The following is a 21,351-nucleotide window of genomic DNA, read 5'->3' on the forward strand; positions in this document are numbered from 1 at the left end:
CGGGCCTCCTCGTACGCGTACTGCGGGAAATGTGTCTGCGGGGTCACGGCAGGGCCTTGCGGGCGGTGGCGAAGCGCGGCCGGTTGTTGAGGTCGGGGTGGTCGGCCGCGTCGGCCCAGCCCCGCTCGTCGGCGAAGATCCACGGCACCTGGCCGCCCTGGGTGTCGGCGTGCTCGATCACGACGACGCCGCCGGGGCGCAGCAGACGGTGCGCGGTGCGTTCGATGCCCCGGATGAGGTCCAGGCCGTCCTCACCGGAGAACAGGGCCATCTCCGGGTCGTAGTCGCGGGCCTCGGGAGCCACGTACTCCCACTCGGTGAGCGGGATGTACGGCGGGTTGGAGATGACCAGGTCGACCTGCCCGTCGAGGTCGGGGAAGGCCGTGAGGGCGTCGCCCTGCCGCAGGTCGACCCTGGACCCCGCGACGTTCTTCCGCGTCCACACCAGGGCGTCCTCGGACAGCTCCACGGCGTGCACGCGGGAGCGCGGCACCTCCTGGGCGAGGGCGAGCGCGATCGCGCCGGAGCCGGTGCACAGGTCGACGATGCACGGCTCGACGACGTCCATGGCGCGCACCGCGTCTATGGCCCAGCCGACCACGGACTCGGTCTCCGGCCGGGGCACGAAGACGCCCGGCCCGACCTGGAGCTCCAGGTACCGGAAGTAGGCCCGCCCGGTGATGTGCTGCAGCGGCTCGCGCTGCTCGCGCCGGGCGATGACCTCCCAGTACCGGGCGTCGAAGTCCGAGTCCTTCACGGAGTGCAGTTGGCTGCGCTTCACCCCGTGCACGAACGCGGCGAGCTCCTCCGCGTCGGTGCGCGGCGAGGGCACGCCGGCGTCGGCCAGCCGCTGGGTGGCCTGGGCCACCTCGGCGAGCAGCAGGTTCACGCGAGTCCTCCGTGTCGTGCTCGTACTGGTGCGGGTGCGCGTCCTACGCGGCCGCCAGCTTCGCCGCCGAGTCGGCGTCGACGCAGGCCTGGATGACCGCGTCGAGGTCGCCGTCCAGGACCTGGTCGAGGTTGTACGCCTTGAAGCCGACGCGGTGGTCGGAGATGCGGTTCTCCGGGAAGTTGTAGGTGCGGATCTTCTCGGAGCGGTCGACCGTGCGGACCTGGCTGCGGCGGGCGTCGGCGGCCTCCCGCTCGGCCTCCTCCTGCGCCATGGCGAGCAGCCTGGAGCGCAGGATACGCAGTGCCTGCTCCTTGTTCTGCAGCTGGCTCTTCTCGTTCTGGCAGGAGGCGACGACGCCGGTCGGCAGGTGGGTGATGCGGACCGCGGAGTCGGTGGTGTTCACGGACTGGCCGCCCGGTCCCGAGGAGCGGTAGACGTCGATCCGCAGGTCGTTCGGGTTGATCTCCACGTCGACCTCCTCGGCCTCCGGGGTCACGAGGACGCCGGCGGCGGAGGTGTGGATGCGGCCCTGCGACTCGGTCGCCGGCACGCGCTGCACGCGGTGCACCCCGCCCTCGTACTTCAGCCGGGCCCACACGCCCTGGCCGGGCTCGATCTGCCCGCGGGCCTTCACCGCGACCTGGACGTCCTTGTAGCCGCCCAGCTCGGACTCGGTGGCGTCGATGATCTCGGTCTTCCAGCCGACGCGCTCGGCGTAGCGCAGGTACATGCGCAGCAGGTCGCCGGCGAACAGCGCCGACTCGTCGCCGCCCGCGCCCGCCTTGATCTCGAGGATCACGTCCTTGTCGTCGCTGGGGTCGCGCGGGACCAGCAGCAGGCGGAGCTTCTCGGTCAGTTCCTCGCGCTGCTTCTCCAGGTCCTTGACCTCGGCGGCGAAGTCCGGGTCGTCGGCCGCGAGTTCGCGCGCGGTCTCGATGTCGTCGCCGGTCTGCTTCCAGGAGCGGTACGTGGCGACGATCGGGGTCAGCTCGGCGTAGCGCTTGTTCAGCTTGCGCGCGTTCGCCTGGTCGGCGTGGACCGACGGGTCGGCGAGCTTCTTCTCCAGATCGGCGTGCTCGGCGACGAGTTCGTCGACGGCCTCGAACATCTTGGGCTCCTGTACTGCGGTGAAGAGGGAAGGGCGGGCGACCAAAAACGCCGGTCCCGGCGCACGCCTCGGTGGGCGTACGGCCGTGGACCGGCGAAATGGGGCTCGCTACTTCTTGGAGCCGGCGGCAGCCTTGCCGAAGCGGGCCTCGAAGCGGGCCACACGGCCACCGGTGTCGAGGATCTTCTGCTTGCCCGTGTAGAACGGGTGGCACTCGGAGCAGACCTCGGCCCGGATGGTGCCGGACTCGATGGTGCTGCGGGTGGTGAACGACGCGCCGCAGGTGCAGCTGACCTGCGTCTCGACGTACGCGGGGTGGATGTCGCGCTTCAAGGTGTCTCCTAGGTTTCGGGAGGGCGCCGGGTCGCCGCCGCGGGGTGCGGGGGCGTGAACCGGAGCCGACGTACCAGTCTGCCAGGACTGGCGCCATCCCCCAAAACCGGGGGCCGGTGTTCTTTATTCCGGGGGTCCCTGCGGGGACCGCTGCGGGGCGTTCCGGGGTCCCTTACGGGGCGGTCACCACGCCGTTGGCCTCGCCGCCGGCCGTGCCCGCCGTCGCCCTCTTCGGGATGGGCCGGTCGTTCTTCAGGGCGCCCCACACCAGCTGGGCCTTCTGTTTCTCCATGAGGACGCGGTTGGGGTTCGCCGGGTCGTACCGGACCGGCATGGTGATCATGGTCATGCGGCCGGGTCCGATGCCCTTGAGGCCGTCGGCGAAGTCGATCAGGGAGTTGACCGAGCCGAGGTCGGAGTCGGTGGTGACGGCCTTGGTGGCGGTGTCGGCGAGGTCGTAGAGCTTCTTGGGGTTGCTGAAGACTCCGACGTGCTCGACCTGGCTGATCAGCGCCTTGACGAATGCCTGCTGGAGCTGGATGCGGCCCAGGTCGGAGCCGTCGCCGACGCCGTGCCGGGTGCGGACCAGGCCGAGGGCCTGCCGCCCGCTGAGGGTGTGGGTGCCGGCCTTGAGCCGCAGGTGGCTCTGCGGGTCGTCGATGGCCTTCGTCGTGGTGACCGGGACGCCGCCGAGGTCGTCGACGAGCTTCTGGAAGCCGGCGAAGTCGACCTCGAGGTAGTGGTCCATGCGGATGCCGGTGAGGGACTCCACGGTCTTCACGGCGCAGGCCGCGCCGCCGGTGGAGTAGGCCTCGTTGAACATCGTGCCGGTCACGGCCGGGTGCGTGGCGCCCTTGGTGTCCGTGCAGGCCGGGCGGTCGATCAGGGTGTCCCGGGGGATGGAGACGACGGCGGCCTTCCTGTGGCCCCGGTAGACGTGGACGATCATCGCCGTGTCGGAGCGGGCGCTGCCGTCGTCGGTGCCGCCGCCGAGCTTCCGGTTGGAGCCGGAGCGGGTGTCCGAGCCGAGGACCAGGATGTTCTCGGAGCCGCCCGCCGCCTTCGAGGGCCGGTCGTTGCCGAGGGCCTGGTTGATGTCGACGCTGCGGATGTTGCCGTTGAGCTTGAAGTACAGGTACCCGGCGCCCGTACCGCCCAGCACGACCACACCGGCGGCCGTCCACGCCGCGGCGCGCAGCGCCCGGCGGCCCTTGCCGGCGGCCCTGCGGCGGCGGCCCTTGCCCGGCTTGCGGGGGCCGGTGTCGCCCGGCTCGGTTATCGCGGGCTCCGGCGTGCTCTCGGCGGTCACAGCGCTCCTAGGTCTCGTCGGTCGGTTACCCCCTGCTTTCAGGGTCAGGCGCGGTCGGTACCGCTCCATCGTCGCTCCGTATGGTCAGACGGAGAAACTCGGGACAGAGTTGCACAACGCAGAGTGCCCATCGCGTGGGGCGATGGGCACTGTGCGTCACCGGGTCACAGCGGTGAGCCTTGCTCACCTGGGGTTTCAGCCCCAGATGTCGTACGCCTGGAATCCGGTGCCGACCGAGATCCTTGTGGCAAAGATCTCGCTGGTCGCCTTGCCGGTGCCCGGGTACAGGTAGAGCGTGCCGCCGGAGGTGCGGGCCAGGAAGTCGGCCTTGCCGTCGCCGGTCACGTCGCCCACCGCGTCGAAGGCGTTGTAGCCGGTCCAGCCGCTGCGCACCTTGATCCGGGAGGCGAAGGCGCCCGAGCCGGACGTGCCGGTGCCGGGGTACAGGTACACGTCGTCGGTGCTGCTCCTGCGGGCGATCAGGTCGGCCTTGCCGTCGCCGGTGAAGTCGCCGTGGGCGCGCAGGGAGTTGTACTGGCCCCAGCCGGAGCCGACCTCGACGCGGGCGGAGAAGGAGCCGTCGCCCTTGCCCGGGTAGATCCACAGGATCCCGGAGGAGTCGACGGAGAGCAGGTCGGGCAGGTAGTCGCCGGTGACGTCACCGGGGGCGACGGTGAACTTCCGGGTCTTCCAGTTGCTGAAGATCTCCTTCTTGCTCCAGCTCTGCGTGGCCGGGACGTAGTGCAGCCAGAAGACCGCCCCGTCGCTGCTGCGGCGCAGCACGAAGTCCTGGTAGCCGTCCCGGTTCAGGTCCGTCTGCAGGATCGTGTTGTAGCCCGAGAAGCTGCCCCAGGAGACCCGGGACGCGAACGAGGTCCCCTTGGAGTCCTTCTCGAAGCCGGTGCTCGTGGAGTGCTCGCGCACGAACAGGTCGGCCTTGTGGTCGCCGCTGAGGTTGGTGTCGTCGATGCGCGGATAGGCGGCGCCGACGTACGACTTCACCTTGCTGAACACGCTGTAGGCGCCCTTGGCGACGCAGTTCTGCACGCCCCACGAGACGACGCCGACGATGCGGTTGTTCACGACCAGCGGGCCGCCGGAGTCGCCGTTGCAGGTTGCGGTGGTGCCGGAGTCGCTGCCGGTCGCGGGTTTGCCCGCGCAGACCATGTGGCCCGCGACGAAGTCGCTGCCGTAGGCGCCCGAGCAGGTGCCGTCGGACTGGATCGGCAGGGTCGCCGTACGCAGCGTCTGCGAGATGTCGTCGCTGGTGGAGCTGGTGCGTCCCCAGCCGTAGACCTTGGCACTCGTGCCGGCCGCGTAGGACGCCGTGTCGGTCGACGTCGTCATGCGGATCGGCGTGGCCTTGATCGGGTTCGGCAGGGTGAGCACGGCGATGTCGTTGTCGATGGTCGTCGCGTTGTACGACGGGTGGTTCCACTGCCGCCAGACGCCGGAGACGGTGCCGCCGTGCAGGTCGGTGGAGCCGGAGGAGTCGGTGGTGGGCAGCTGGTCGGTGCCGGTCACGACGGCGCCGTTGGCGTGCCAGTCGTAGCCCTTGACGCAGTGCGCGGCGGTGAGGATCTTCGTCGGCGCCACCACGGCACCGCCGCAGAAGAAGCCGAGGTCGTCACCGGTGTCGCTGGTGCCCTTGTCGTCGTAGTACCAGAGCTGGGCCATCCACGGGGCCGAGGTGATGCTCGTGGTGGTGCCGCCGATGATCATCGGGCTGACGGTCCCGGTGCCGGACGCCGTGGCGGAGGAGGACGGCGACGACGTCGTCCCGCTCCCGGTGTCCTTGGTCTTCGAGGCCTTCTTGAAGTCCTTGTCGGTGGCGAGCGCGCCCGCTACGCGGTCCGTCAGCGCGGAGAGCGACGCGGAGCTGGTGGCGGGCTTGACGGTCGGCGAGGCCGAGGCCGTCGTGGCGCCGGCGGAGGACGTCATGAGCGCGGCGGCGACGGCCGCGGCGACACCGGCCGCGGCGAGGGGCAGGCCGACGCGTATACGACGTCTGTGGCGCCCGGGCAGGGGCTTGGGCAAGGGAGTTCCCCCAGGGAGAGACGAGGAAGACGGGGCGCCTGATGCGCTCCCTTACCTCTCAGCGCCAAAAGGCCGCCCCCCGTCACTTGCTGACGGGGGGCGGCCTCGACACCCGGGGGTGCGGGGAACGGTGGTCGCTCAGTCTCCGTTGCCCGGCGTCGGCGTCGTCTTCTGGATCTGCATCAGGAACTCGACGTTCGACTTGGTCTGCTTCATCTTGTCGAGAAGCAGCTCGATCGCCTGCTGCTGGTCCAGCGCGTGCAGGACGCGGCGGAGCTTCCAGACGATGCCCAGCTCCTCGGCGCCCAGCAGGATCTCTTCCTTACGGGTGCCGGAGGCGTCCACGTCCACGGCCGGGAAGATCCGCTTGTCCGCGAGCTTGCGGTCGAGCTTCAGCTCCATGTTGCCGGTGCCCTTGAACTCCTCGAAGATCACCTCGTCCATGCGGGAGCCGGTGTCCACGAGCGCCGTGGCGAGGATGGTCAGCGAACCGCCGTCCTCGATGTTGCGCGCCGCACCGAAGAACCGCTTCGGCGGGTAGAGCGCGGTGGAGTCGACACCACCGGAAAGGATGCGGCCGGACGCCGGCGCCGCCAGGTTGTAGGCGCGGCCCAGACGCGTGATGGAGTCGAGCAGGACGACCACGTCGTGGCCCAGCTCCACCAGTCGCTTCGCCCGCTCGATGGCCAGCTCGGCGACCGTGGTGTGGTCCTCGGCCGGGCGGTCGAAGGTCGAGGAGATGACCTCGCCCTTGACCGACCGCTGCATGTCGGTGACCTCTTCCGGACGCTCGTCGACGAGGACGACCATCAGGTGGCACTCGGGGTTGTTGTGCGTGATCGCGTTGGCGATCGCCTGCATGATCATGGTCTTGCCGGTCTTCGGCGGGGCCACGATCAGACCGCGCTGGCCCTTACCGATCGGCGACACCAGGTCGATGATGCGGGTGGTGAGCACGCCCGGGTCCGTCTCCAGGCGGAGGCGGTCCTGCGGGTAGAGCGGGGTCAGCTTGTTGAACTCCGGGCGGCCGCGGCCGTGTTCGGGCGCCATGCCGTTGACGGAGTCGAGGCGGACCAGCGCGTTGAACTTCTCGCGGCGCTCGCCCTCCTTCGGCTGGCGGACCGCGCCGGTGATGTGGTCGCCCTTGCGCAGGCCGTTCTTGCGGACCTGGGCGAGGGAGACGTACACGTCGTTCGGGCCGGGCAGGTAGCCGGAGGTCCGGATGAAGGCGTAGTTGTCGAGGATGTCCAGGATGCCCGCGACGGGGATCAGGACGTCGTCCTCGGCGACCTGCGGCTCGGCGATGTCGTCGCGGCCGCGCCGGCCCCGGCGGTCGCGGTAGCGGCCGCGCCGGCCGCGGCGGCCGCCCTCGAAGTCGTCGTCGTCCTGCCGGCCGTCCTGACGCCCCTGCTGCTGGCCCTGCTGCTGACGCTGCTGGCCGCCGCCCTGCTGGTCGTCGCCCTTGTTGCGGCGGTCACGGTCACGGTCGCGGCCGCGCTCACGGCGGTCGCGGCGGCCACGGCCCTCGCCGTCACCGGCGTCGCCCTTCGCCTCGCCCTGCTGCTGGGCGGGCGTCTCGGCCTTGGGCTCGGCCTTCGCCTCGGCGGAGACGGTCTCGGCACCGCTCGGCGCGGGGCTGCCGGCCTCGGCGGTGGCACGGCGACGGCGGCGCTCGGCCGGCTCGTCGGAGGCCGGCTGGCCGGGAATCTCGATCTGCTGCTGGGCCACGGCCTTCTCGGCGGGGGCCTCGGCCTTCTTCTCGCCGTCGACGGCGGCCTCACCCGTACGGGCCTTGGAGGTGGCGCGGCGCTTGGGCTTGGTCTCGGCGGAGGCGGCGGTCTCGGCCTTGGCGGCCGTGCCGCCCGCGGCCTGCGCTTCCTTGATGACCTCGATCAGCTGGCTCTTGCGCATCCGCGCGGTGCCCCTGATGCCGAGGCCCGAGGCGACCTGCTGCAGCTCGGCCAGCACCATGCCCTCGAGGCCGGTACCGCGGCGCCGCCGGGAGCCGGCACCGGTGGCAGGCGCGGAGGCGTCCGTGGCGGGCGCGGCAGCGGTCTCCTCGACACGTGCGCCCATCAGATCGGTGGTGTCGCTCACGAAGGGTCCTTCCCTGGAGCGGACGTCGGCCTGTCTGGCTCGGCGACCGGTTGTGCTGTCCGGCTACGGTTCTTGCTTTCCGCGAACCGTGCCGGGGCGGTGGTCCGCCAAAGCGGCGGAGGAAATGTGCGGTGATGGCGCTTCCGCGGATCGTGGCACCCAGTGTCACGTGGCGTGGTAGCACCGATTCCGGAGCGTGCCCGGCGACCCGCTCAGTGCCCGCATACGACGTACTGCCCAGGTACGGCGCACGGAACACGGAGTGGCGTGGGAGACTCCCGGAAGAATGTCTGTCCCGGACTGGGACACGAGGCACCTCGCCATGGTGGGGTCGGGTGCAGACTCGAGGTTAACACTACCGGATCCAACAAACATTCCCCCTCTCCAAATCCGGCAACCGTGTGTCAGGTCGCAAGCGGCAGCACGCTCGCTCCCTGGACGTCGAGGTCCAGCCGGTTGGCGGCCCAGCCCTCACCCGCGAGGTGGGCGACCTTGTCGGCGCTGCCGGCGTCGGCCAGCGCCATGACGGTGGGGCCGGCGCCGGAGATCACGGCGGGGATGCCGTCGGCCCGCAACCGCTCCACCAGCGCGGCGCTCTCCGGCATGGCCGGGGCGCGGTACTCCTGGTGCAGGCGGTCCTCGGTGGCGGGCAGCAGCAGCTCGGGGCGCCGGGTGAGGGCCTCGACGAGCAGGGCGGCACGGCCCGCGTTGACGGCGGCGTCGACGTGCGGCACGGTGCGCGGCAGCAGGCCGCGGGCGGTCTCGGTCAGGACCGGCTTTCCGGGGACGAAAACCACCGGAACGATGGAATCGCCGGGCTCCAGCCGGATCGCGCGGGCGGCGCCGGCCTCCATCCAGGCGATGGTGAAACCGCCGAGCAGACACGGGGCCACGTTGTCGGGGTGGCCCTCGATCTCGGTGGCCAGGGCCAGCAGCGCCGCGTCGTCCAGACGGGCCTCGCCGCCTATGGTCACGGCGCGGGCGGCGACGATGCCGGCGCAGATGGCGGCGGAGGAGGAGCCGAGGCCGCGGCCGTGCGGGATGCGGTTGGCGCAGACGATCTCCAGCCCGCGGGGCTGTCCGCCCAGCAGGTCGAAGGCGGTGCGCAGGGAGCGGACGAGAAGGTGGGACTCGTCACGCGGAAGGGTCTCGCTGCCCTCCCCCGCGATGTCGATGTGCAGCCCGGAGTCGGCCACCCGGACGACGACGTCGTCGTAGAGCCCCAGCGCGAGGCCGAGGGCGTCGAAGCCCGGGCCGAGATTGGCGCTGGTGGCGGGAACGCGCACCCGGACGGCGGCGGCGCGGAACGCTGGACCGGCCATCGCTCGTTGACTCTCCTTGAGCTGCGTGACTGTCGAAGACATTCGATGACGTACGGGAGACCCTCGGGCCGCGCAGACGGCGCGGCGCTGCCCCGATGCACAGCCCTGGGACGGGCATATGCAACGGGCGGGTTCGGTACAGCCTATCGAAGGAAGGTTCTGTGGCGACATAGGGCGCACAGGAGGCGCACGATGCGTGTCGCAAGCCCCTTGTGCCCCCTGTCAGGGAAAACCCCGGCCGGCACCGCGCGGGAAGCGGCGCCGGCCGCTCGCGCGACGCCCGGCCGCGGCCGGGACGCCGCCCGAACGACGGCCGGCCGAGGCCGGTACACCGCTCGGGCGAGGCCGAGCCGTGGCCGGGACGCCGCTCGGGCAATGCCCAGCCGTGGCCGGGCGCCGCTCGGGCCGGTCCTCATCCGAGGCTGGACCGACGCTCGGGCGACGCTCACCCGCGACCGGACCGGCGCTCGGGCGACGCTCACCCACGGCCGGACCGGCGCTCGGGCGACGCTCACCCACGGCCGGACCGGCGCTCGGGCGACGCTCAGCCGAGGCCCAGGCGCTCGGCCGCGGCCGCCGCGTCGACGGGGGCGGTGACCGGCTGCGGGGCGCCGGCGACGGCCCAGTCGGGGTCCTTCAGACCGTTGCCGGTGACCGTGCACACGATCGTCTGGCCGGGGTCGACCTTGCCCTGCTCGGCGGCCTTCAGCAGACCGGCCACCGAGGCGGCGGAGGCGGGCTCCACGAACACGCCCTCCTGCGCGGCCAACAGGCGGTAGGCGCGCAGGATCTCACGGTCCGTCACCTCGTCGATGGCACCGCCCGACTCGTCGCGCGCGGCGAGGGCGAACTGCCAGGAGGCGGGGTTGCCGATGCGGATCGCGGTGGCGATGGTCGAGGGGTCCTTGACCACCTCGCCGCGCACGATCGGCGCACTGCCGGAGGCCTGGAACCCCCACATGCGCGGGGTCTTCGTGGCGATGCCGTCGGCGGCGTACTCCTTGTAGCCCTTCCAGTAGGCGGTGATGTTGCCCGCGTTGCCCACCGGGAGGACGTGGATGTCGGGCGCGTCGCCCAGCATGTCCACGATCTCGAACGAAGCCGTCTTCTGGCCCTCGATACGCACCGGGTTGACCGAATTGACCAGCGCCACCGGGTAGTTCTCGCTCAGCGAGCGGGCGAGCGTGAGGCAGTCGTCGAAGTTGCCGTCGACCTGGAGGATCTTCGCGCCGTGCACGAGGGCCTGGCCCATCTTGCCGAGCGCGATCTTGCCCTGCGGCACGAGCACGGCCGAGACCATGCCGGCGCGCACGGCGTACGCGGCGGCCGAGGCGGAGGTGTTGCCGGTGGAGGCGCAGATGACGGCCTTCGCCCCCTCCTCCTTGGCCTTGGAGATCGCCATGGTCATGCCCCGGTCCTTGAAGGAGCCGGTGGGGTTGGCGCCCTCCACCTTCAGGTGGACCTCGCAGCCCGTGCGCTCGGAGAGCACCTGCGCGGGCACGAGGGGCGTGCCGCCCTCGCGGAGCGTCACGACCGGCGTGGTGTCGGATACCGGCAGCCGGTCCCGGTACTCCTCGATGATTCCGCGCCACTGGTGGGTCATTGCTGGTTACTCTCCTTCAACCCGCATGATGCTGGCGACACCCCGCACGGTGTCGAGCTTGCGCAGCGCCTCGACCGTCCCGTTCAGGGCGGCGTCGGACGCGCGGTGGGTGACGACGACGAGAGAGGCCTCGCCGTCCTTGCCCTGCTGGCGCACCGTATCGATCGACACCCCGTGCTCCGCGAACACGGTCGCGACCTGGGCGAGAACACCCGGTTTGTCCGCGACGTCGAGGCTGATGTGGTAGCGCGTGACGACCTCGCCCATGGGCGAGACGGTCAGGGCGGCGTACGCCGACTCACCGGGCCCCGTTGCGCCGTTGAGCCGGTTGCGGCAGACGGCGACCAGGTCGCCGAGCACGGCCGAGGCGGTCGGGGAACCCCCGGCGCCGGGGCCGTAGAACATCAGCTGACCGGCGGCATCGCTCTCCACGAAGACGGCGTTGTACGCGCCGCGCACGGAGGCGAGCGGATGGGTCAGCGGAATCATCGCGGGATGCACGCGCGCGGTGACGGAGCCGCCGTCCGCTGCCCGCTCGCAGATGGCGAGCAGCTTGATGGTGCAGCCCATCTCCTTCGCCGAGCGGAAGTCTGCGGCGGTGACCTCGGTCATGCCCTCGCGGTAGACGTCGTCGAGGCGCACGCGCGTGTGGAAGGCGATCCCGGCGAGGATGGCGGCCTTGGCGGCTGCGTCGAACCCCTCGACGTCGGCGGTCGGGTCGGCCTCGGCGTACCCGAGGGCGGTGGCCTCGTCGAGCGCCTCCTGGTACCCGGCGCCGGTGGAGTCCATCTTGTCGAGGATGAAGTTGGTCGTGCCGTTGACGATCCCCATCACCCGGTTGATCTTGTCGCCGGCGAGGGACTCGCGCAGCGGGCGGATCAGCGGGATGGCGCCGGCGACGGCGGCCTCGTAGTAGAGGTCCCTGCCGTGCTGCTCCGCCGCCGCGTGCAGGGCGGCACCGTCCTGGGCGAGCAGGGCCTTGTTGGCGGAGACGACGGACGCGCCGTACTCGAAGGCGGTGGTGATGAGGGTGCGCGCGGGCTCGATGCCGCCGATCACCTCGACCACCACGTCGATGTCGCCGCGTTTGACCAGGGCGGTGGCATCGGTGGTGACCAGGGCCGGGTCGATGCCCTCGCGGACCTTGGACGGCCGCCGTACCGCGACCCCCGCGAGCTCCACGGGGGCCCCGATCCTGGCCGTGAGGTCGTCGGCGTGCGTCGTCATGATGCGCGCCACCTCTGAGCCGACAACCCCACAGCCCAGCAGCGCCACCTTAAGCGGACGCGTACGCATCATCCGACCTCGTTTCCTCATACCGTCTACGGTTGGACCAGTCTCACTCACCGGACGGAAGTTTCTCCCCTTCGTCCGGATCCTGAGACTCGTATTTCACTTGTGCGGGCCCGGCAGACCGGAGATCTTCCAGCCCCATCGCCCGACGTCAGCCGCGGTTTCCCACCGCCGGCGCCCGGACCGCCCTCGGCCGGCACGCCAGGCGCCGGCGTCGGGACGGTCCTCGGCCGACGCGCCCGGCGCCGGCGTGCGGACCCTCCTCAGCCGACGTCGAGACGCAGGAGGTCCTCCTCCGTCTCGCGCCGGACGATCACCCGGGACTCGCCGTCCTTCACGGCGACGACCGGCGGCCGCAGCACATGGTTGTAGTTGCTGGCCATGGACCGGCAGTAAGCGCCCGTCGCCGGTACGGCGATCAGGTCGCCCGGCGCCAGGTCCGCCGGCAGGAACGCGTCCCGGACCACGATGTCCCCGCTCTCGCAGTGCTTGCCGACCACCCGGGCCAGCATCGGCTCGGCGCTGGAGGCGCGGGAGACGAGGGCGACGCTGTACTCGGCGTCGTACAGCGCCGTCCGGATGTTGTCGGACATGCCGCCGTCGACGGACACGTACGTCCGCAGCCCCTCCAGCGGCTTGACGGTGCCGACCTCGTAGAGCGTGAACGCGGTCGGCCCGACGATGGCGCGCCCCGGCTCGACGGAGATGCGCGGCGTGCGCAGCCGGGCGGCGTCGCACTCGCGGCTGACGATCTCGGTCAGCGCCTTGGCGATCTCGTGCGGCTCACGCGGATCGTCGTCGCTGGTGTACGCGATCCCGAGCCCGCCGCCGAGGTCGATCTCCGGCAGCTCGACCCCGTGCTCGTCGCGGATGTCCTTCAGCAGTCCGACCACCCGGTGCGCGGCGACCTCGAACCCGGACATGTCGAAGATCTGCGACCCGATGTGGCTGTGGATGCCGATGAGCTCCAGCCCGTCGAGCTGCAGCGCCCGCCGCACGGCCTCCGCGGCCTGGCCGCCCGCCAGCGGAATGCCGAACTTCTGGTCCTCGTGAGCGGTGGCGATGAACTCGTGCGTATGAGCCTCCACACCGACCGTGATCCGGATCTGCACCTTCTGCCGCTTGCCCAGGGACTGCGCGATGTGGGCGACGCGCACGATCTCCTGGAAGGAGTCGAGCACGATCCGTCCGACACCGGCCTCGACGGCGCGCCGGATCTCGTCCGAGGACTTGTTGTTGCCGTGGAACGCGATCCGCTCGGCCGGCATGCCCGCGGACAGGGCGGTGGCCAGCTCGCCCCCCGAGCACACGTCGAGGTTGAGCCCCTCCTCGTGGAGCCACCGCACGACGGCACGGGACAGGAACGCCTTCCCGGCGTAGAACACGTCGGCCTCGGCCCCGAACGCCGTACGCCACGCACGCGCGCGTGCCCGGAAGTCGGCCTCGTCGAGGATGTACGCGGGCGTGCCGTGGCGCTCGGCGAGGGTCTTCACGTCGACACCGCCGACGGTGACGACCCCGTCGTCGGCGCGCCCTACGGTCTGGGCCCAGACCTTGTGGTCGAGGACGTTGAGATCGGCCGGCGGCGCGGTGTAGTGCCCCTCGGGCAGGACGTCGGCGTGGCGGGGCCCGGCGGGGTGGGCGGAACGGCTCATGACGGTGGCTCTCAGACTCTCTGTCTCTCTCCGGGGCGCATCTGCTCTCGGGCCCTCAGAGATGTTCGGGTGCGTCGATGCCGAGCAGGGACAGGCCGCCGGCCAGCACCGTCCCGGCGGCTTCGGCAAGCGCGAGCCGGGCGCGGTGGGCGGCCGAGGGTTTCTCCTCACCACGGGGAAGCACACAGGGCAGGAAGGGCAACACGGCATCGGCAACACCGACGAGATGCCGCGCAAGCCGGTCCGGGGCACGGTGCGTGGCAGCCGCGAGGAGGATGCGGGGGTGGTCGGCCAGGGGGGTGAGGAGGGGGTGGGGGGCGATGCCCTGGGCGCCAGGCGTCGAGAGGGCCGACGCGGGGTGGGATACGGCGGGGTCGGCCGGCTGTGTGCCGAGGGGCCCGGGCTCGGCGGTGAAGCCCAGGCGGGCGGCGTTACGGCTGAGGGACCGGATGCGGGCATGGGCGTACCGCACCCGGAACAGCGGATTGCTCTCCCGCTGGACGAGGTGGTCCGCGGTGATCCGGGGCCGGTCGTGCGGCGCGGGATGGAGCAGGGCCCACCGGGAGGCGTCGGGGCCGAGCGGGGCGGGGTCCTCCGGCGCGGGCACGGGCCGCAGATCGACGGGCTCGCCGTGCTCGACGACGGCCCGGCCGCCCTGCGTGGCGACGATCCGTACGACCGCGTCGGCGACGACTTCGGCCCGGACCTCGTACGGCACTCGGAGCACGACGACCTGCCCGGCGAGGGCGTCGCCGTGCCCGTACGCGGCACCACGCTCCCGGATCTCGCGCACGAGCCCGGTGACGAGATCGGCCGCGGAGTCGAGGCTGATGTTGAGGAACCCCGGCCCGGTCACGACGACATCACGGACGCCGTCGGCGCCGGCCAGCCGGGAGCGCAGAACCTCGGCAACGCGCAAGGGCGGCTGCCCAGCGGGCCGAGCGAGCTGCAGAGCGACGTTCGTGGCGAAGTCCCCGCACCCCCCGGCCCCGGGCTCGGTCACCACGACCCGCTCGGGCACGGTCACACTCAGCTCCCCGTCCTCGACAGCACGACGCACCGCGTGCAGCACGGTGCGGGACAGCTCGACGGGGGTCACGGGACAAGCGTAGGGGAGGGAGGGGGTGGGTAGGCGAGGCGGTTCTCACTGTGGGACGGCGGTGGCACCGACGGGGTGGGCGCGGGACCGGCATCCCGGGGCCGATGCGACCACGGCCGAGTGACCCGAGGGAAACCATTGGAACCAGGGGGGACCCTGACGGAGACCGACACCACCCCCAGCCCTCACCCACCGGAGGAGATACCCCCCGGAACCCGATGGTCACCGCCTACGCCGCCCTGCCCCCCTTCTCCATCCGCATCCCCATCCCCGTCCGCGTCAGCATCTCCGTCCCCACCACCACGATGCCCACCTGCTCCCCCACCGCCGTCTCCACCGGCGCCGTCACCGCCCCCACGCTCGATGAGCTGCTTGACGAGCCGGACGAGCTCGGCGGGTTCGAAGGGCTTGGCGAGGAAGGCGTCCACGCCGACGCCGAGACCGGTGTCGACTTCGTACTGGGTGCACGCGCTGATGATGGCGAGGGGCAGATGATGCGTACGCGGATCGGCACGGAGCCGGGCGGCGGTCCGCAGACCGTCCAGCCGGGGCATGACGACATCGAGCGTCACGACGTCGGGCTGCACCTGGTGCACCACATCCAGACACTCGGCACCGTCGGCGGCGGTCACGACCTCGAGCCCTTCCAGCTCGAGGTTGACCCTGATCAGCTGCCGGATGACCTTGTTGTCGTCCACAACAAGCACCCGGCCCGAAGCGCCTGGCACAAGTCGAGAGTAGGTCCGGACCGGCCACCGCGTCCGGGTTTTCCCCACTTCCACCCCGTACAGGGGACCCACTCCGGCACAGAGTGGACCCGCCCACCCGGCACCCCGGGAAACGGATTCCTGATCACCCCGCCGGACCTGCTAGTGTTCTACCCGTCGCCGCGAGCGAGAAGCTCCGCAGCAGACACGCCCCCGTAGCTCAGGGGATAGAGCAACGGCCTCCGGAGCCGTGTGCGCAGGTTCGAATCCTGCCGGGGGCACCCAGCATGAGGTGCCCAAAGACCCCGTCACCAGCGAAAACGCTGAGGCCGGGGTCTTCGCGTATGTGCAGGCGTGCGCGGGCCCCAGCCGCGAAGCCCGCGGCATCCGACTGCTTGGATCGCTGATATGACGGACTGGTCCCAGCTCCACCACGCCTACGGCACGGCAGAAGACGTTCCCGGCCTGCTCGACGCAGTGAGCCCGGCAGCAAACGATTCGGGCTGGACCGAGCTCTGGTCCAGGCTGTGCCATCAGGGCACGGTCTACTCAGCGAGCCATGCGGCCTTGCCAACCCTGCGGGACATGGCCCGCCGTTGGTCGCCCACGGACAGGCAGATGCCGATCCTGCTGGCCGGCGCCATCGCGGCCGGCACTGATCAGCCATACGGTGAGCAAGATCCTCACGTGGTCTACGCCTCGGAGATGTGCGACCTGGCGCAACTGACCGAGGAAGCCCTAGGAGACCCGGCCCTCGGGGATGACCCGGGCACCTACGTCTACTTGCTGGCCGCGCTCATCAGCTTCGAGGGGGTCAAGGTATGGGGCGAACAGCTCGACGGACTGAACGACGGCGAATACGAAGTCCCCTGCCCCTCATGCAGTGCGGAGAACTTCATAGCCTTCGGCGAGTACGGCTGCTTCTCGACGACGGACAGCATGTACATGAATGAGACCGCGGCGAAGAAGGTGCCTCTACGGCCTGCGGACGCCTCCACTCTGGAGGGGCTGGCCCAAAGACTCCACAGGCGCGCACTAGCAGATGGCCAGACCGCTGTCGCGCATAAGTTGACTTACGTTTTCGGCGAAGCACAGTGCACCGAGTGCGATGAGGTCTTCAGCGTCGCGGAAGCCATCACCCATCGCTGGGACGCCTGAGCCACGGCCGTCGATCAGCGCCACGACACACGACTGAGGTGAACGGCGGTTCGCTGAGGCGCACCGAATCCGGCCTCGCTCCAAGCTTGCCAGGTCACTACGAGCGCAAAGCGGAACACTTTCTGGCTTTCACCGCCATCACCGCTACCACCATCAGCCACCAGAGGCTCGGCAACCGGTGCCAAGTAATTCGATGGCGTGCATCAGGCAGGGTACGCACGCTGGCATCGTGGCAGAACTCAAGCACCGGATCCGCGCCCGTTACACCGACTCCACAGTCATCGTCTATCAGGCTTACGCGCCAGAGATCGGCCTGTCCGCCGCCCGAGAGGGTCGCTTCCCGGCGGCCTGGAAGCGCGACCGGATGACGTGGATCAAGCCGTCCTTCCTCTGGATGATGTATCGCTGCGGATGGGGAGCCAAGGAAGGGCAGGAGACCGTCCTGGCAGTCGAGATCACCCGCGAAGGCTTCGAATGGGCGCTGGAGCACGCGTGCCTGTCCCACTACGAGCGCGGACTGCACTCCGACCGGGCAGCTTGGAACGGGCAGTTGAAGCGGGCCTCGGCACGTGTCCAATGGGACCCCGACCGCGATGTGCATCTGCAGCCCCTTCCCTACCGCGCGCTGCAGCTCGGCCTCGTCGGCGAAGCCACGCACCGGTACGCAGACGAGTGGACCGTTTCCATCACCGACATCACTGGCCTCGCGCACGAGATCCACGGGTACGTTCGGGGCGGCGACCTGGACACCGCCCGGCAACTTCTTCCCCATGAATCCCCTTACCCGGTGCCCGACGGAGTCCTGGACCACCTGGGCCTATGAGTCCAGTCACCGGTTGAGAGGTCCTCGTAAGTGCTGTGCCAGCAGAGACGAGGGCACAAGAGCGCAATGCGAACGGGCCGTCAGCCGGCGTGCGGCCATTGCTCAGGGGGCGGAGGTGGTTCCGGCTCGTCCCGCTCCGCCTGCCGGGCGTTCTCCTCTCGCAGGGCCGTCAGCCATGGCCACAGATCCGGCAGCGGCTGGGCCGGGCAGGCCAGGCGGTGCTCGATACGGCACCGCTGGAACTGGTCCGGTGGGCAGACTCCGTAAACGGTCACCCGTCCGTCCGACAGTTCGATCCACCGGTGTTCTGCCGGAACGGCGTGGGCCAGTGGGGCCATGTCCGGTTCCAGCATCACCCAGTCGTGTTCCAGCGTGGCTACCCGGTCTTGCGGTAAGCCGCAGTGCGGGCAACGCGACTGCTCCCTGCCCAGCCGACGCGGTGCCTTCTCCAAAGCCCCCATAGGGCGAGGGTGGGCGCCTCGGCGGTCTGTGCGTAGAGCGCGGACCGGACGGGACGCCTGGGGCGGTGGTGTGCTGATGAAACGGAATACGGCGCGGCAGGTGCAGTCAGCAACCACCGGCCGAGGAGGCGCGGCCGGGATACTGCAGTTGCCCCCAGCGCGACAGGCTGGGGGCAACTGCCTTGGTCCCGCGCGGCCCGGATTGACTGCAGCCCGGGTTGACTGTGGCCTCCTTCGCCGGCAGGCGTCTACGACTGCCGGCTGCAGCCGCGCGTGGCCTGCCGGCCGGCGTGATGGTGGCGGCTCAGCCCGTCGCCGCCTCCGCCTTGGACGATGCTCGGCGGGGTACCGCGCGGTCGAGGTCGACCACCACGGTGGAGTAGAAGCGGTGCACCGCGTCGTCGACGCTGCGGATGAAGCCCGACTCGGCGTTGCCGCGGCTGCTGCCCATGCTCTTGCTCAGCGACAGGCGGAAGCCGATCATGCGGGGATACGTTTTTGAGTGCCACCCCTGCAGCGAGGCCGCTTTCCTCTGGCAGCGGTGAGGGGCCCAGACCGGGTTCGTTCCGGCGACAGGTCCGCAGTTCTGTGCCGATGCCGGCAATTGGCTGAGCCATGCCGTGGTTTGTCGTTGTCTGCCGGGCACAGGGATCGAGACCGCACCGGCTGCCTGGGCTCGGCAAGGTGAGCGCTGTCAAGACTGCTTGGTTCTGGTAGCGATCCGGCTGCGCTTCTTTGGAACGATCTCTCCGTCGCGCGCTCTGCCGCACCGTTTCGTGAATACGACAAAGGTGGTGCTCTTCATGAGACTGACCCGTGTGACCCTCGCCGTGGCCGGTGGCGCTCTCGTCCCCGCCCTACTGCTCGCCACTCCGTCCTACGCCGCCGCGTCCGGCTCCGGCGCCGGTGCGTCCTCGGCCGCCGTCACCGCGTCGCAGGCCGGCTCCCCCTACGACGGCATGGACGTGGACGACCTGCGCATCGCGATACTCCGCATCCTCGCCGATCCCGACAGCGGCAAGCGGGTGACCCAGGAGGGCAACGCTCTGCTCGAGAGCGGTACCGCTGAGGAGATGCGCGCCTGGCTCGAGAGCGGGTACCGGCTCGCTCAGGCGGAGGACGACCGTGTCGCCATCTTCAAGATCCTCGCCGACCCCAGCACCAGCGACGCCGTGCGTGCGGCGGCAAGCGCGGCTCTGGACGACAACACTCCGGAAGCGCTGCGCTACTTCCTCGAGGTCGGCCAGTACGAGGTGAACGGCTAGCCGGACCGGCTCCGGCGTCACGCCGTCCGCTTGCGGGGCGGCGTCTTCTTCGCCGTCGTCTTCTTCGCTGCGGTTTTCTTCGCCGCCGTGCTCTTCGCCGCCGCGCTCTTCGAAGCCGTCGTCTTCTTCGTGCCCTGAGCCGTCTTGGACGTCGACTTCCGGGCCGGTTCCGGCTTCTTCTCGGTGGTCTTCCTGGCCGTGGCGGTCGACTTCTTGCCGCCGTCCGCTTTCGGGGCCGCCCTGCGCGGCAGGGGTCTGACCTCGGCGTCCGTTCCGGTGGGGGGTTCGCCGCGGGACTCCCGTGCCGCGCGGACGCTGCTCTCCAGGGCGGCCATGAGGTCCAGGACCCTGCCACCGGCGGCCGGCTCGGGGGCCTCCGGCGGGGCCTCGCCGGAGGCCTTCGCGGCGATGACCTCCTCCAGGGCCTCGCGGTACTCGTCGTGGAGGTCCTCGAGCTCGACCTCGCCGAGGGTGTCCATCAGGGCGTCCGCGAGGTCGAGTTCCTTGTCGCGCACGGTGACGTTGGTGTCGGGGGCGACGCCCTCGGGTGCGCGGACCTCGTCCGGCCACAGCAGGCCGTGCATGGCGATCGCGTCGCCGACCACACGGAGCATGCCGAGGCGTTCGCGGCCGCGCAGGGCGTACTTGGCGATGGCCACCTTGTTGCTGCGCTTGAGGGCCTCGCGGAGCAGGACGTACGGCTTGGCTGCCGGGGCTCCGCCGGCGGCGAGGTAGTACGCCGCGTCCAGCTGGAGCGGGTCGATGCGGTCGGCCGGCACGAAGGCCACGATCTCGATGGTGCGGGCCGTCGGGATGGGGAGGTGGGAGAGGTCGTCGTCGGTGATCGGGATGATCGTGCCGTCCGCGTCCTCGTAGCCCTTGCCGATCTCCGACTGGCTGACCTCGCGGTCCTCCAGTTCGCACACCTTGCGGTAGCGGATGCGGCCGTTGTCCTCGGTGTGGATCTGGCGGAAGGAGATCGAGTGGCTCTCCGTGGCGTTCACCAGCTTGATCGGGATGCTGACGAGCCCGAAGGAGATGGCGCCGTTCCAAATCGATCGCACGAGCCGCACCCTTCCTACGCCGATGGCCGACCGCGGAGATCGGGCGATCGTGGAGATCGGGCGATCACAGCGATCACAGCGATCAGGTGGCCACGGCGATTTCACTGGTTTGTGTGGGATTGTCATCGTATGACGCCTATCACAGAGGTGGAGGGGCGGCGGGTCGCGCTCAGCAACCTGGAGAAGGTGCTGTATCCGGAGACCGGCTTCACCAAGGCGGAGCTGGTGCACTACTACGCGACCAGCGCCGGTGCGCTGCTGCCGCATCTGCGCGACCGGGCCGTGTCCTTCCTGCGCTATCCGGACGGCCCGGACGGGCAGCTGTTCTTCACCAAGAACGTCCCGCCGGGTACGCCCGACTGGGTCACGACCGCCGAGGTGCCCCGCTCGTCGGCCGACAGCCCGGCCCGGATGGTCGTCGTACAGGATCTGCCGAGCCTGGTCTGGGCGGCGAATCTCGTCACCGAGTTCCACACCCACCAGTGGCTGGTGCAGTCGCCGGACCTGGCCGACCGGCTCGTCTTCGACCTCGACCCGGGTGCGCCCGCGACCGTCCTGCACTGTTGCGAGGTCGCCCTGTGGCTGCGGGACCGGCTCGCTGCGGACGGCATCGAGGCGTACCCGAAGACGGCCGGGTCGAAGGGGCTGCATCTGCTGGCCTCCGTGCGGGGGGCGTCCTCGGAGCGGACCAGCGAGTACGCGAAGGCGCTGGCCGTGGAGGCCGAGCGGGCGATGCCGCGGCTGGTGGTGCACCGGATGACGAAGAGCCTGCGACCGGGGAAGGTGTTCGTCGACTGGAGCCAGAACGCGGCCCGCAAGACCACGGCCACGCCCTACACGCTGCGCGCCCGCCGGGTTCCGCTGGTGTCCGCGCCGGTGACCTGGGAGGAGGTCGCGCAGTGCCGCAGCCCGGCGCAGCTGGAGTTCCAGGCCGGCGACATCGCGCCCCGGCTCCAGGACCTGGGGGACCTCATGGCGCCGCTGCTGGACGCGGGCTCGGCCACGCCGCTGCCCTGACGGGAGGGTGGTCGGTCCTCACGGCCGCCTTCCACGCCCGACGAGTCGCCTTCCATGCCCGAGGAGTCGCCTCCCACCCCGGACGAGTCGCCTCCCACCCCCGACGAA

At 70.6% G+C, this 21,351-nt stretch carries 18 protein-coding genes, 1 tRNA gene and 1 pseudogene; 5 read left to right on the plus strand and 15 right to left on the minus strand.

What is annotated here, in order from left to right:
- Nucleotides 1–43: 43 nt before the first annotated feature.
- The 12 genes from prmC to ACGFZN_RS13765 all read right to left on the minus strand — a co-directional run bounded on the left by prmC (nucleotide 44) and on the right by ACGFZN_RS13765 (nucleotide 15,548).
- Nucleotides 44–889 carry a peptide chain release factor N(5)-glutamine methyltransferase gene (gene prmC, locus ACGFZN_RS13710; RefSeq protein WP_393858645.1) on the minus strand — a complete coding sequence of 282 codons (846 nt, stop codon included), beginning with the start codon at nucleotides 887–889 and terminating at the stop codon, nucleotides 44–46.
- A gap of 43 nt (nucleotides 890–932) precedes the next feature.
- Entirely contained in the window at nucleotides 933–2,000 is a 1,068-nt protein-coding gene (gene prfA / locus ACGFZN_RS13715) for a peptide chain release factor 1 (protein WP_393858646.1), read from the minus strand.
- Nucleotides 2,001–2,108: 108 nt separating this feature from the next.
- On the minus strand, nucleotides 2,109–2,333 hold the full coding sequence (rpmE, locus tag ACGFZN_RS13720; RefSeq protein ID WP_014675000.1) for a 50S ribosomal protein L31: 225 nt from the start codon (nucleotides 2,331–2,333) through the stop codon (nucleotides 2,109–2,111).
- 172 nt (nucleotides 2,334–2,505) lie between these two features.
- The gene (locus ACGFZN_RS13725) at nucleotides 2,506–3,642 is read right to left on the minus strand and encodes an LCP family protein (protein ID WP_393858647.1); all 1,137 of its coding nucleotides are present in this window, start codon (nucleotides 3,640–3,642) and stop codon (nucleotides 2,506–2,508) included.
- Between the two features lie 195 nt (nucleotides 3,643–3,837).
- Nucleotides 3,838–5,583, minus strand: coding sequence for a trypsin-like serine protease (locus ACGFZN_RS13730; RefSeq protein ID WP_393858978.1), 1,746 nt, complete (start codon nucleotides 5,581–5,583; stop codon nucleotides 3,838–3,840).
- A gap of 234 nt (nucleotides 5,584–5,817) precedes the next feature.
- Nucleotides 5,818–7,776, minus strand: coding sequence for a transcription termination factor Rho (rho, locus tag ACGFZN_RS13735; RefSeq protein WP_393858648.1), 1,959 nt, complete (start codon nucleotides 7,774–7,776; stop codon nucleotides 5,818–5,820).
- A gap of 404 nt (nucleotides 7,777–8,180) precedes the next feature.
- Nucleotides 8,181–9,098 carry a homoserine kinase gene (gene thrB / locus ACGFZN_RS13740; RefSeq protein ID WP_393858649.1) on the minus strand — a complete coding sequence of 306 codons (918 nt, stop codon included), beginning with the start codon at nucleotides 9,096–9,098 and terminating at the stop codon, nucleotides 8,181–8,183.
- 544 nt (nucleotides 9,099–9,642) lie between these two features.
- Entirely contained in the window at nucleotides 9,643–10,701 is a 1,059-nt protein-coding gene (gene thrC / locus ACGFZN_RS13745; protein ID WP_393858650.1) for a threonine synthase, read from the minus strand.
- A gap of 6 nt (nucleotides 10,702–10,707) precedes the next feature.
- Nucleotides 10,708–11,997 carry a homoserine dehydrogenase gene (locus tag ACGFZN_RS13750; RefSeq protein ID WP_393858979.1) on the minus strand — a complete coding sequence of 430 codons (1,290 nt, stop codon included), beginning with the start codon at nucleotides 11,995–11,997 and terminating at the stop codon, nucleotides 10,708–10,710.
- Between the two features lie 260 nt (nucleotides 11,998–12,257).
- Entirely contained in the window at nucleotides 12,258–13,649 is a 1,392-nt protein-coding gene (gene lysA / locus ACGFZN_RS13755; RefSeq protein WP_393858651.1) for a diaminopimelate decarboxylase, read from the minus strand.
- Nucleotides 13,650–13,704: 55 nt separating this feature from the next.
- A complete protein-coding gene (gene nrtL, locus ACGFZN_RS13760) occupies nucleotides 13,705–14,748 on the minus strand; it encodes an ArgS-related anticodon-binding protein NrtL (RefSeq protein ID WP_393858652.1) in 1,044 nt (347 codons plus the stop codon).
- Between the two features lie 185 nt (nucleotides 14,749–14,933).
- Nucleotides 14,934–15,548, minus strand: a complete 615-nt coding sequence (locus tag ACGFZN_RS13765; protein ID WP_393858653.1) for a response regulator — start codon at nucleotides 15,546–15,548, stop codon at nucleotides 14,934–14,936.
- Between the two features lie 116 nt (nucleotides 15,549–15,664).
- Here ACGFZN_RS13765 and ACGFZN_RS13770 point away from each other — a divergent pair.
- The 3 genes from ACGFZN_RS13770 to ACGFZN_RS13780 all read left to right on the plus strand — a co-directional run bounded on the left by ACGFZN_RS13770 (nucleotide 15,665) and on the right by ACGFZN_RS13780 (nucleotide 17,436).
- Nucleotides 15,665–15,736, plus strand: a tRNA-Arg gene (locus tag ACGFZN_RS13770).
- A gap of 127 nt (nucleotides 15,737–15,863) precedes the next feature.
- The gene (locus tag ACGFZN_RS13775) at nucleotides 15,864–16,613 is read left to right on the plus strand and encodes a hypothetical protein (protein WP_393858654.1); all 750 of its coding nucleotides are present in this window, start codon (nucleotides 15,864–15,866) and stop codon (nucleotides 16,611–16,613) included.
- 193 nt (nucleotides 16,614–16,806) lie between these two features.
- On the plus strand, nucleotides 16,807–17,436 hold the full coding sequence (locus ACGFZN_RS13780) for a DUF4291 domain-containing protein (RefSeq protein ID WP_393858655.1): 630 nt from the start codon (nucleotides 16,807–16,809) through the stop codon (nucleotides 17,434–17,436).
- Between the two features lie 80 nt (nucleotides 17,437–17,516).
- Here the strand turns inward: ACGFZN_RS13780 and ACGFZN_RS13785 are convergent, their stop codons facing one another.
- Both ACGFZN_RS13785 and ACGFZN_RS13790 read right to left on the minus strand, forming a co-directional pair.
- Complete coding sequence (locus ACGFZN_RS13785; RefSeq protein WP_393858656.1) at nucleotides 17,517–17,897, minus strand: DUF6083 domain-containing protein; 381 nt, start codon at nucleotides 17,895–17,897, stop codon at nucleotides 17,517–17,519.
- A 304-nt stretch (nucleotides 17,898–18,201) separates the two neighbouring features.
- Nucleotides 18,202–18,384: pseudogene (locus ACGFZN_RS13790) on the minus strand (hypothetical protein); the annotation flags it as partial.
- Nucleotides 18,385–18,700: 316 nt separating this feature from the next.
- Between ACGFZN_RS13790 and ACGFZN_RS13795 the strand changes: the two are divergent.
- Nucleotides 18,701–19,162 carry an ALF repeat-containing protein gene (locus ACGFZN_RS13795; protein WP_393858657.1) on the plus strand — a complete coding sequence of 154 codons (462 nt, stop codon included), beginning with the start codon at nucleotides 18,701–18,703 and terminating at the stop codon, nucleotides 19,160–19,162.
- A 17-nt stretch (nucleotides 19,163–19,179) separates the two neighbouring features.
- On the opposite strand, the gene ACGFZN_RS13800 is transcribed toward ACGFZN_RS13795, so the two are convergent.
- On the minus strand, nucleotides 19,180–20,226 hold the full coding sequence (locus ACGFZN_RS13800; protein WP_393858658.1) for a Ku protein: 1,047 nt from the start codon (nucleotides 20,224–20,226) through the stop codon (nucleotides 19,180–19,182).
- Between the two features lie 129 nt (nucleotides 20,227–20,355).
- Here ACGFZN_RS13800 and ligD point away from each other — a divergent pair, with 129 nt between their 5' ends.
- Complete coding sequence (ligD, locus tag ACGFZN_RS13805) at nucleotides 20,356–21,243, plus strand: non-homologous end-joining DNA ligase (RefSeq protein ID WP_393858659.1); 888 nt, start codon at nucleotides 20,356–20,358, stop codon at nucleotides 21,241–21,243.
- Nucleotides 21,244–21,351 lie beyond the last annotated feature (108 nt).

Origin of the sequence: Streptomyces sp. NPDC048192 (genome assembly GCF_043202415.1) — a bacterium.
Classification (GTDB): Bacteria; Actinomycetota; Actinomycetes; order Streptomycetales; family Streptomycetaceae; genus Streptomyces.

Excerpts from the sequence above, each read along its gene's own strand:
- ACGFZN_RS13750 (WP_393858979.1), bottom strand. The coding sequence starts at position 11,997 with ATGCGTACGCGTCCGCTTAAGGTGGCGCTGCTGGGCTGTGGGGTTGTC.
- ACGFZN_RS13730 (WP_393858978.1), bottom strand. The coding sequence starts at position 5,583 with ATGACGTCCTCCGCCGGCGCCACGACGGCCTCGGCCTCGCCGACCGTC.
- ACGFZN_RS13780 (WP_393858655.1), top strand. The coding sequence starts at position 16,807 with ATGGCGTGCATCAGGCAGGGTACGCACGCTGGCATCGTGGCAGAACTC.
- ACGFZN_RS13775 (WP_393858654.1), top strand. The coding sequence starts at position 15,864 with ATGACGGACTGGTCCCAGCTCCACCACGCCTACGGCACGGCAGAAGAC.
- thrC (WP_393858650.1), bottom strand. The coding sequence starts at position 10,701 with ATGACCCACCAGTGGCGCGGAATCATCGAGGAGTACCGGGACCGGCTG.
- lysA (WP_393858651.1), bottom strand. The coding sequence starts at position 13,649 with ATGAGCCGTTCCGCCCACCCCGCCGGGCCCCGCCACGCCGACGTCCTG.
- ACGFZN_RS13795 (WP_393858657.1), top strand. The coding sequence starts at position 18,701 with ATGAGACTGACCCGTGTGACCCTCGCCGTGGCCGGTGGCGCTCTCGTC.
- prfA (WP_393858646.1), bottom strand. The coding sequence starts at position 2,000 with ATGTTCGAGGCCGTCGACGAACTCGTCGCCGAGCACGCCGATCTGGAG.
- thrB (WP_393858649.1), bottom strand. The coding sequence starts at position 9,098 with ATGGCCGGTCCAGCGTTCCGCGCCGCCGCCGTCCGGGTGCGCGTTCCC.
- ligD (WP_393858659.1), top strand. The coding sequence starts at position 20,356 with ATGACGCCTATCACAGAGGTGGAGGGGCGGCGGGTCGCGCTCAGCAAC.
- ACGFZN_RS13785 (WP_393858656.1), bottom strand. The coding sequence starts at position 17,897 with ATGGGGGCTTTGGAGAAGGCACCGCGTCGGCTGGGCAGGGAGCAGTCG.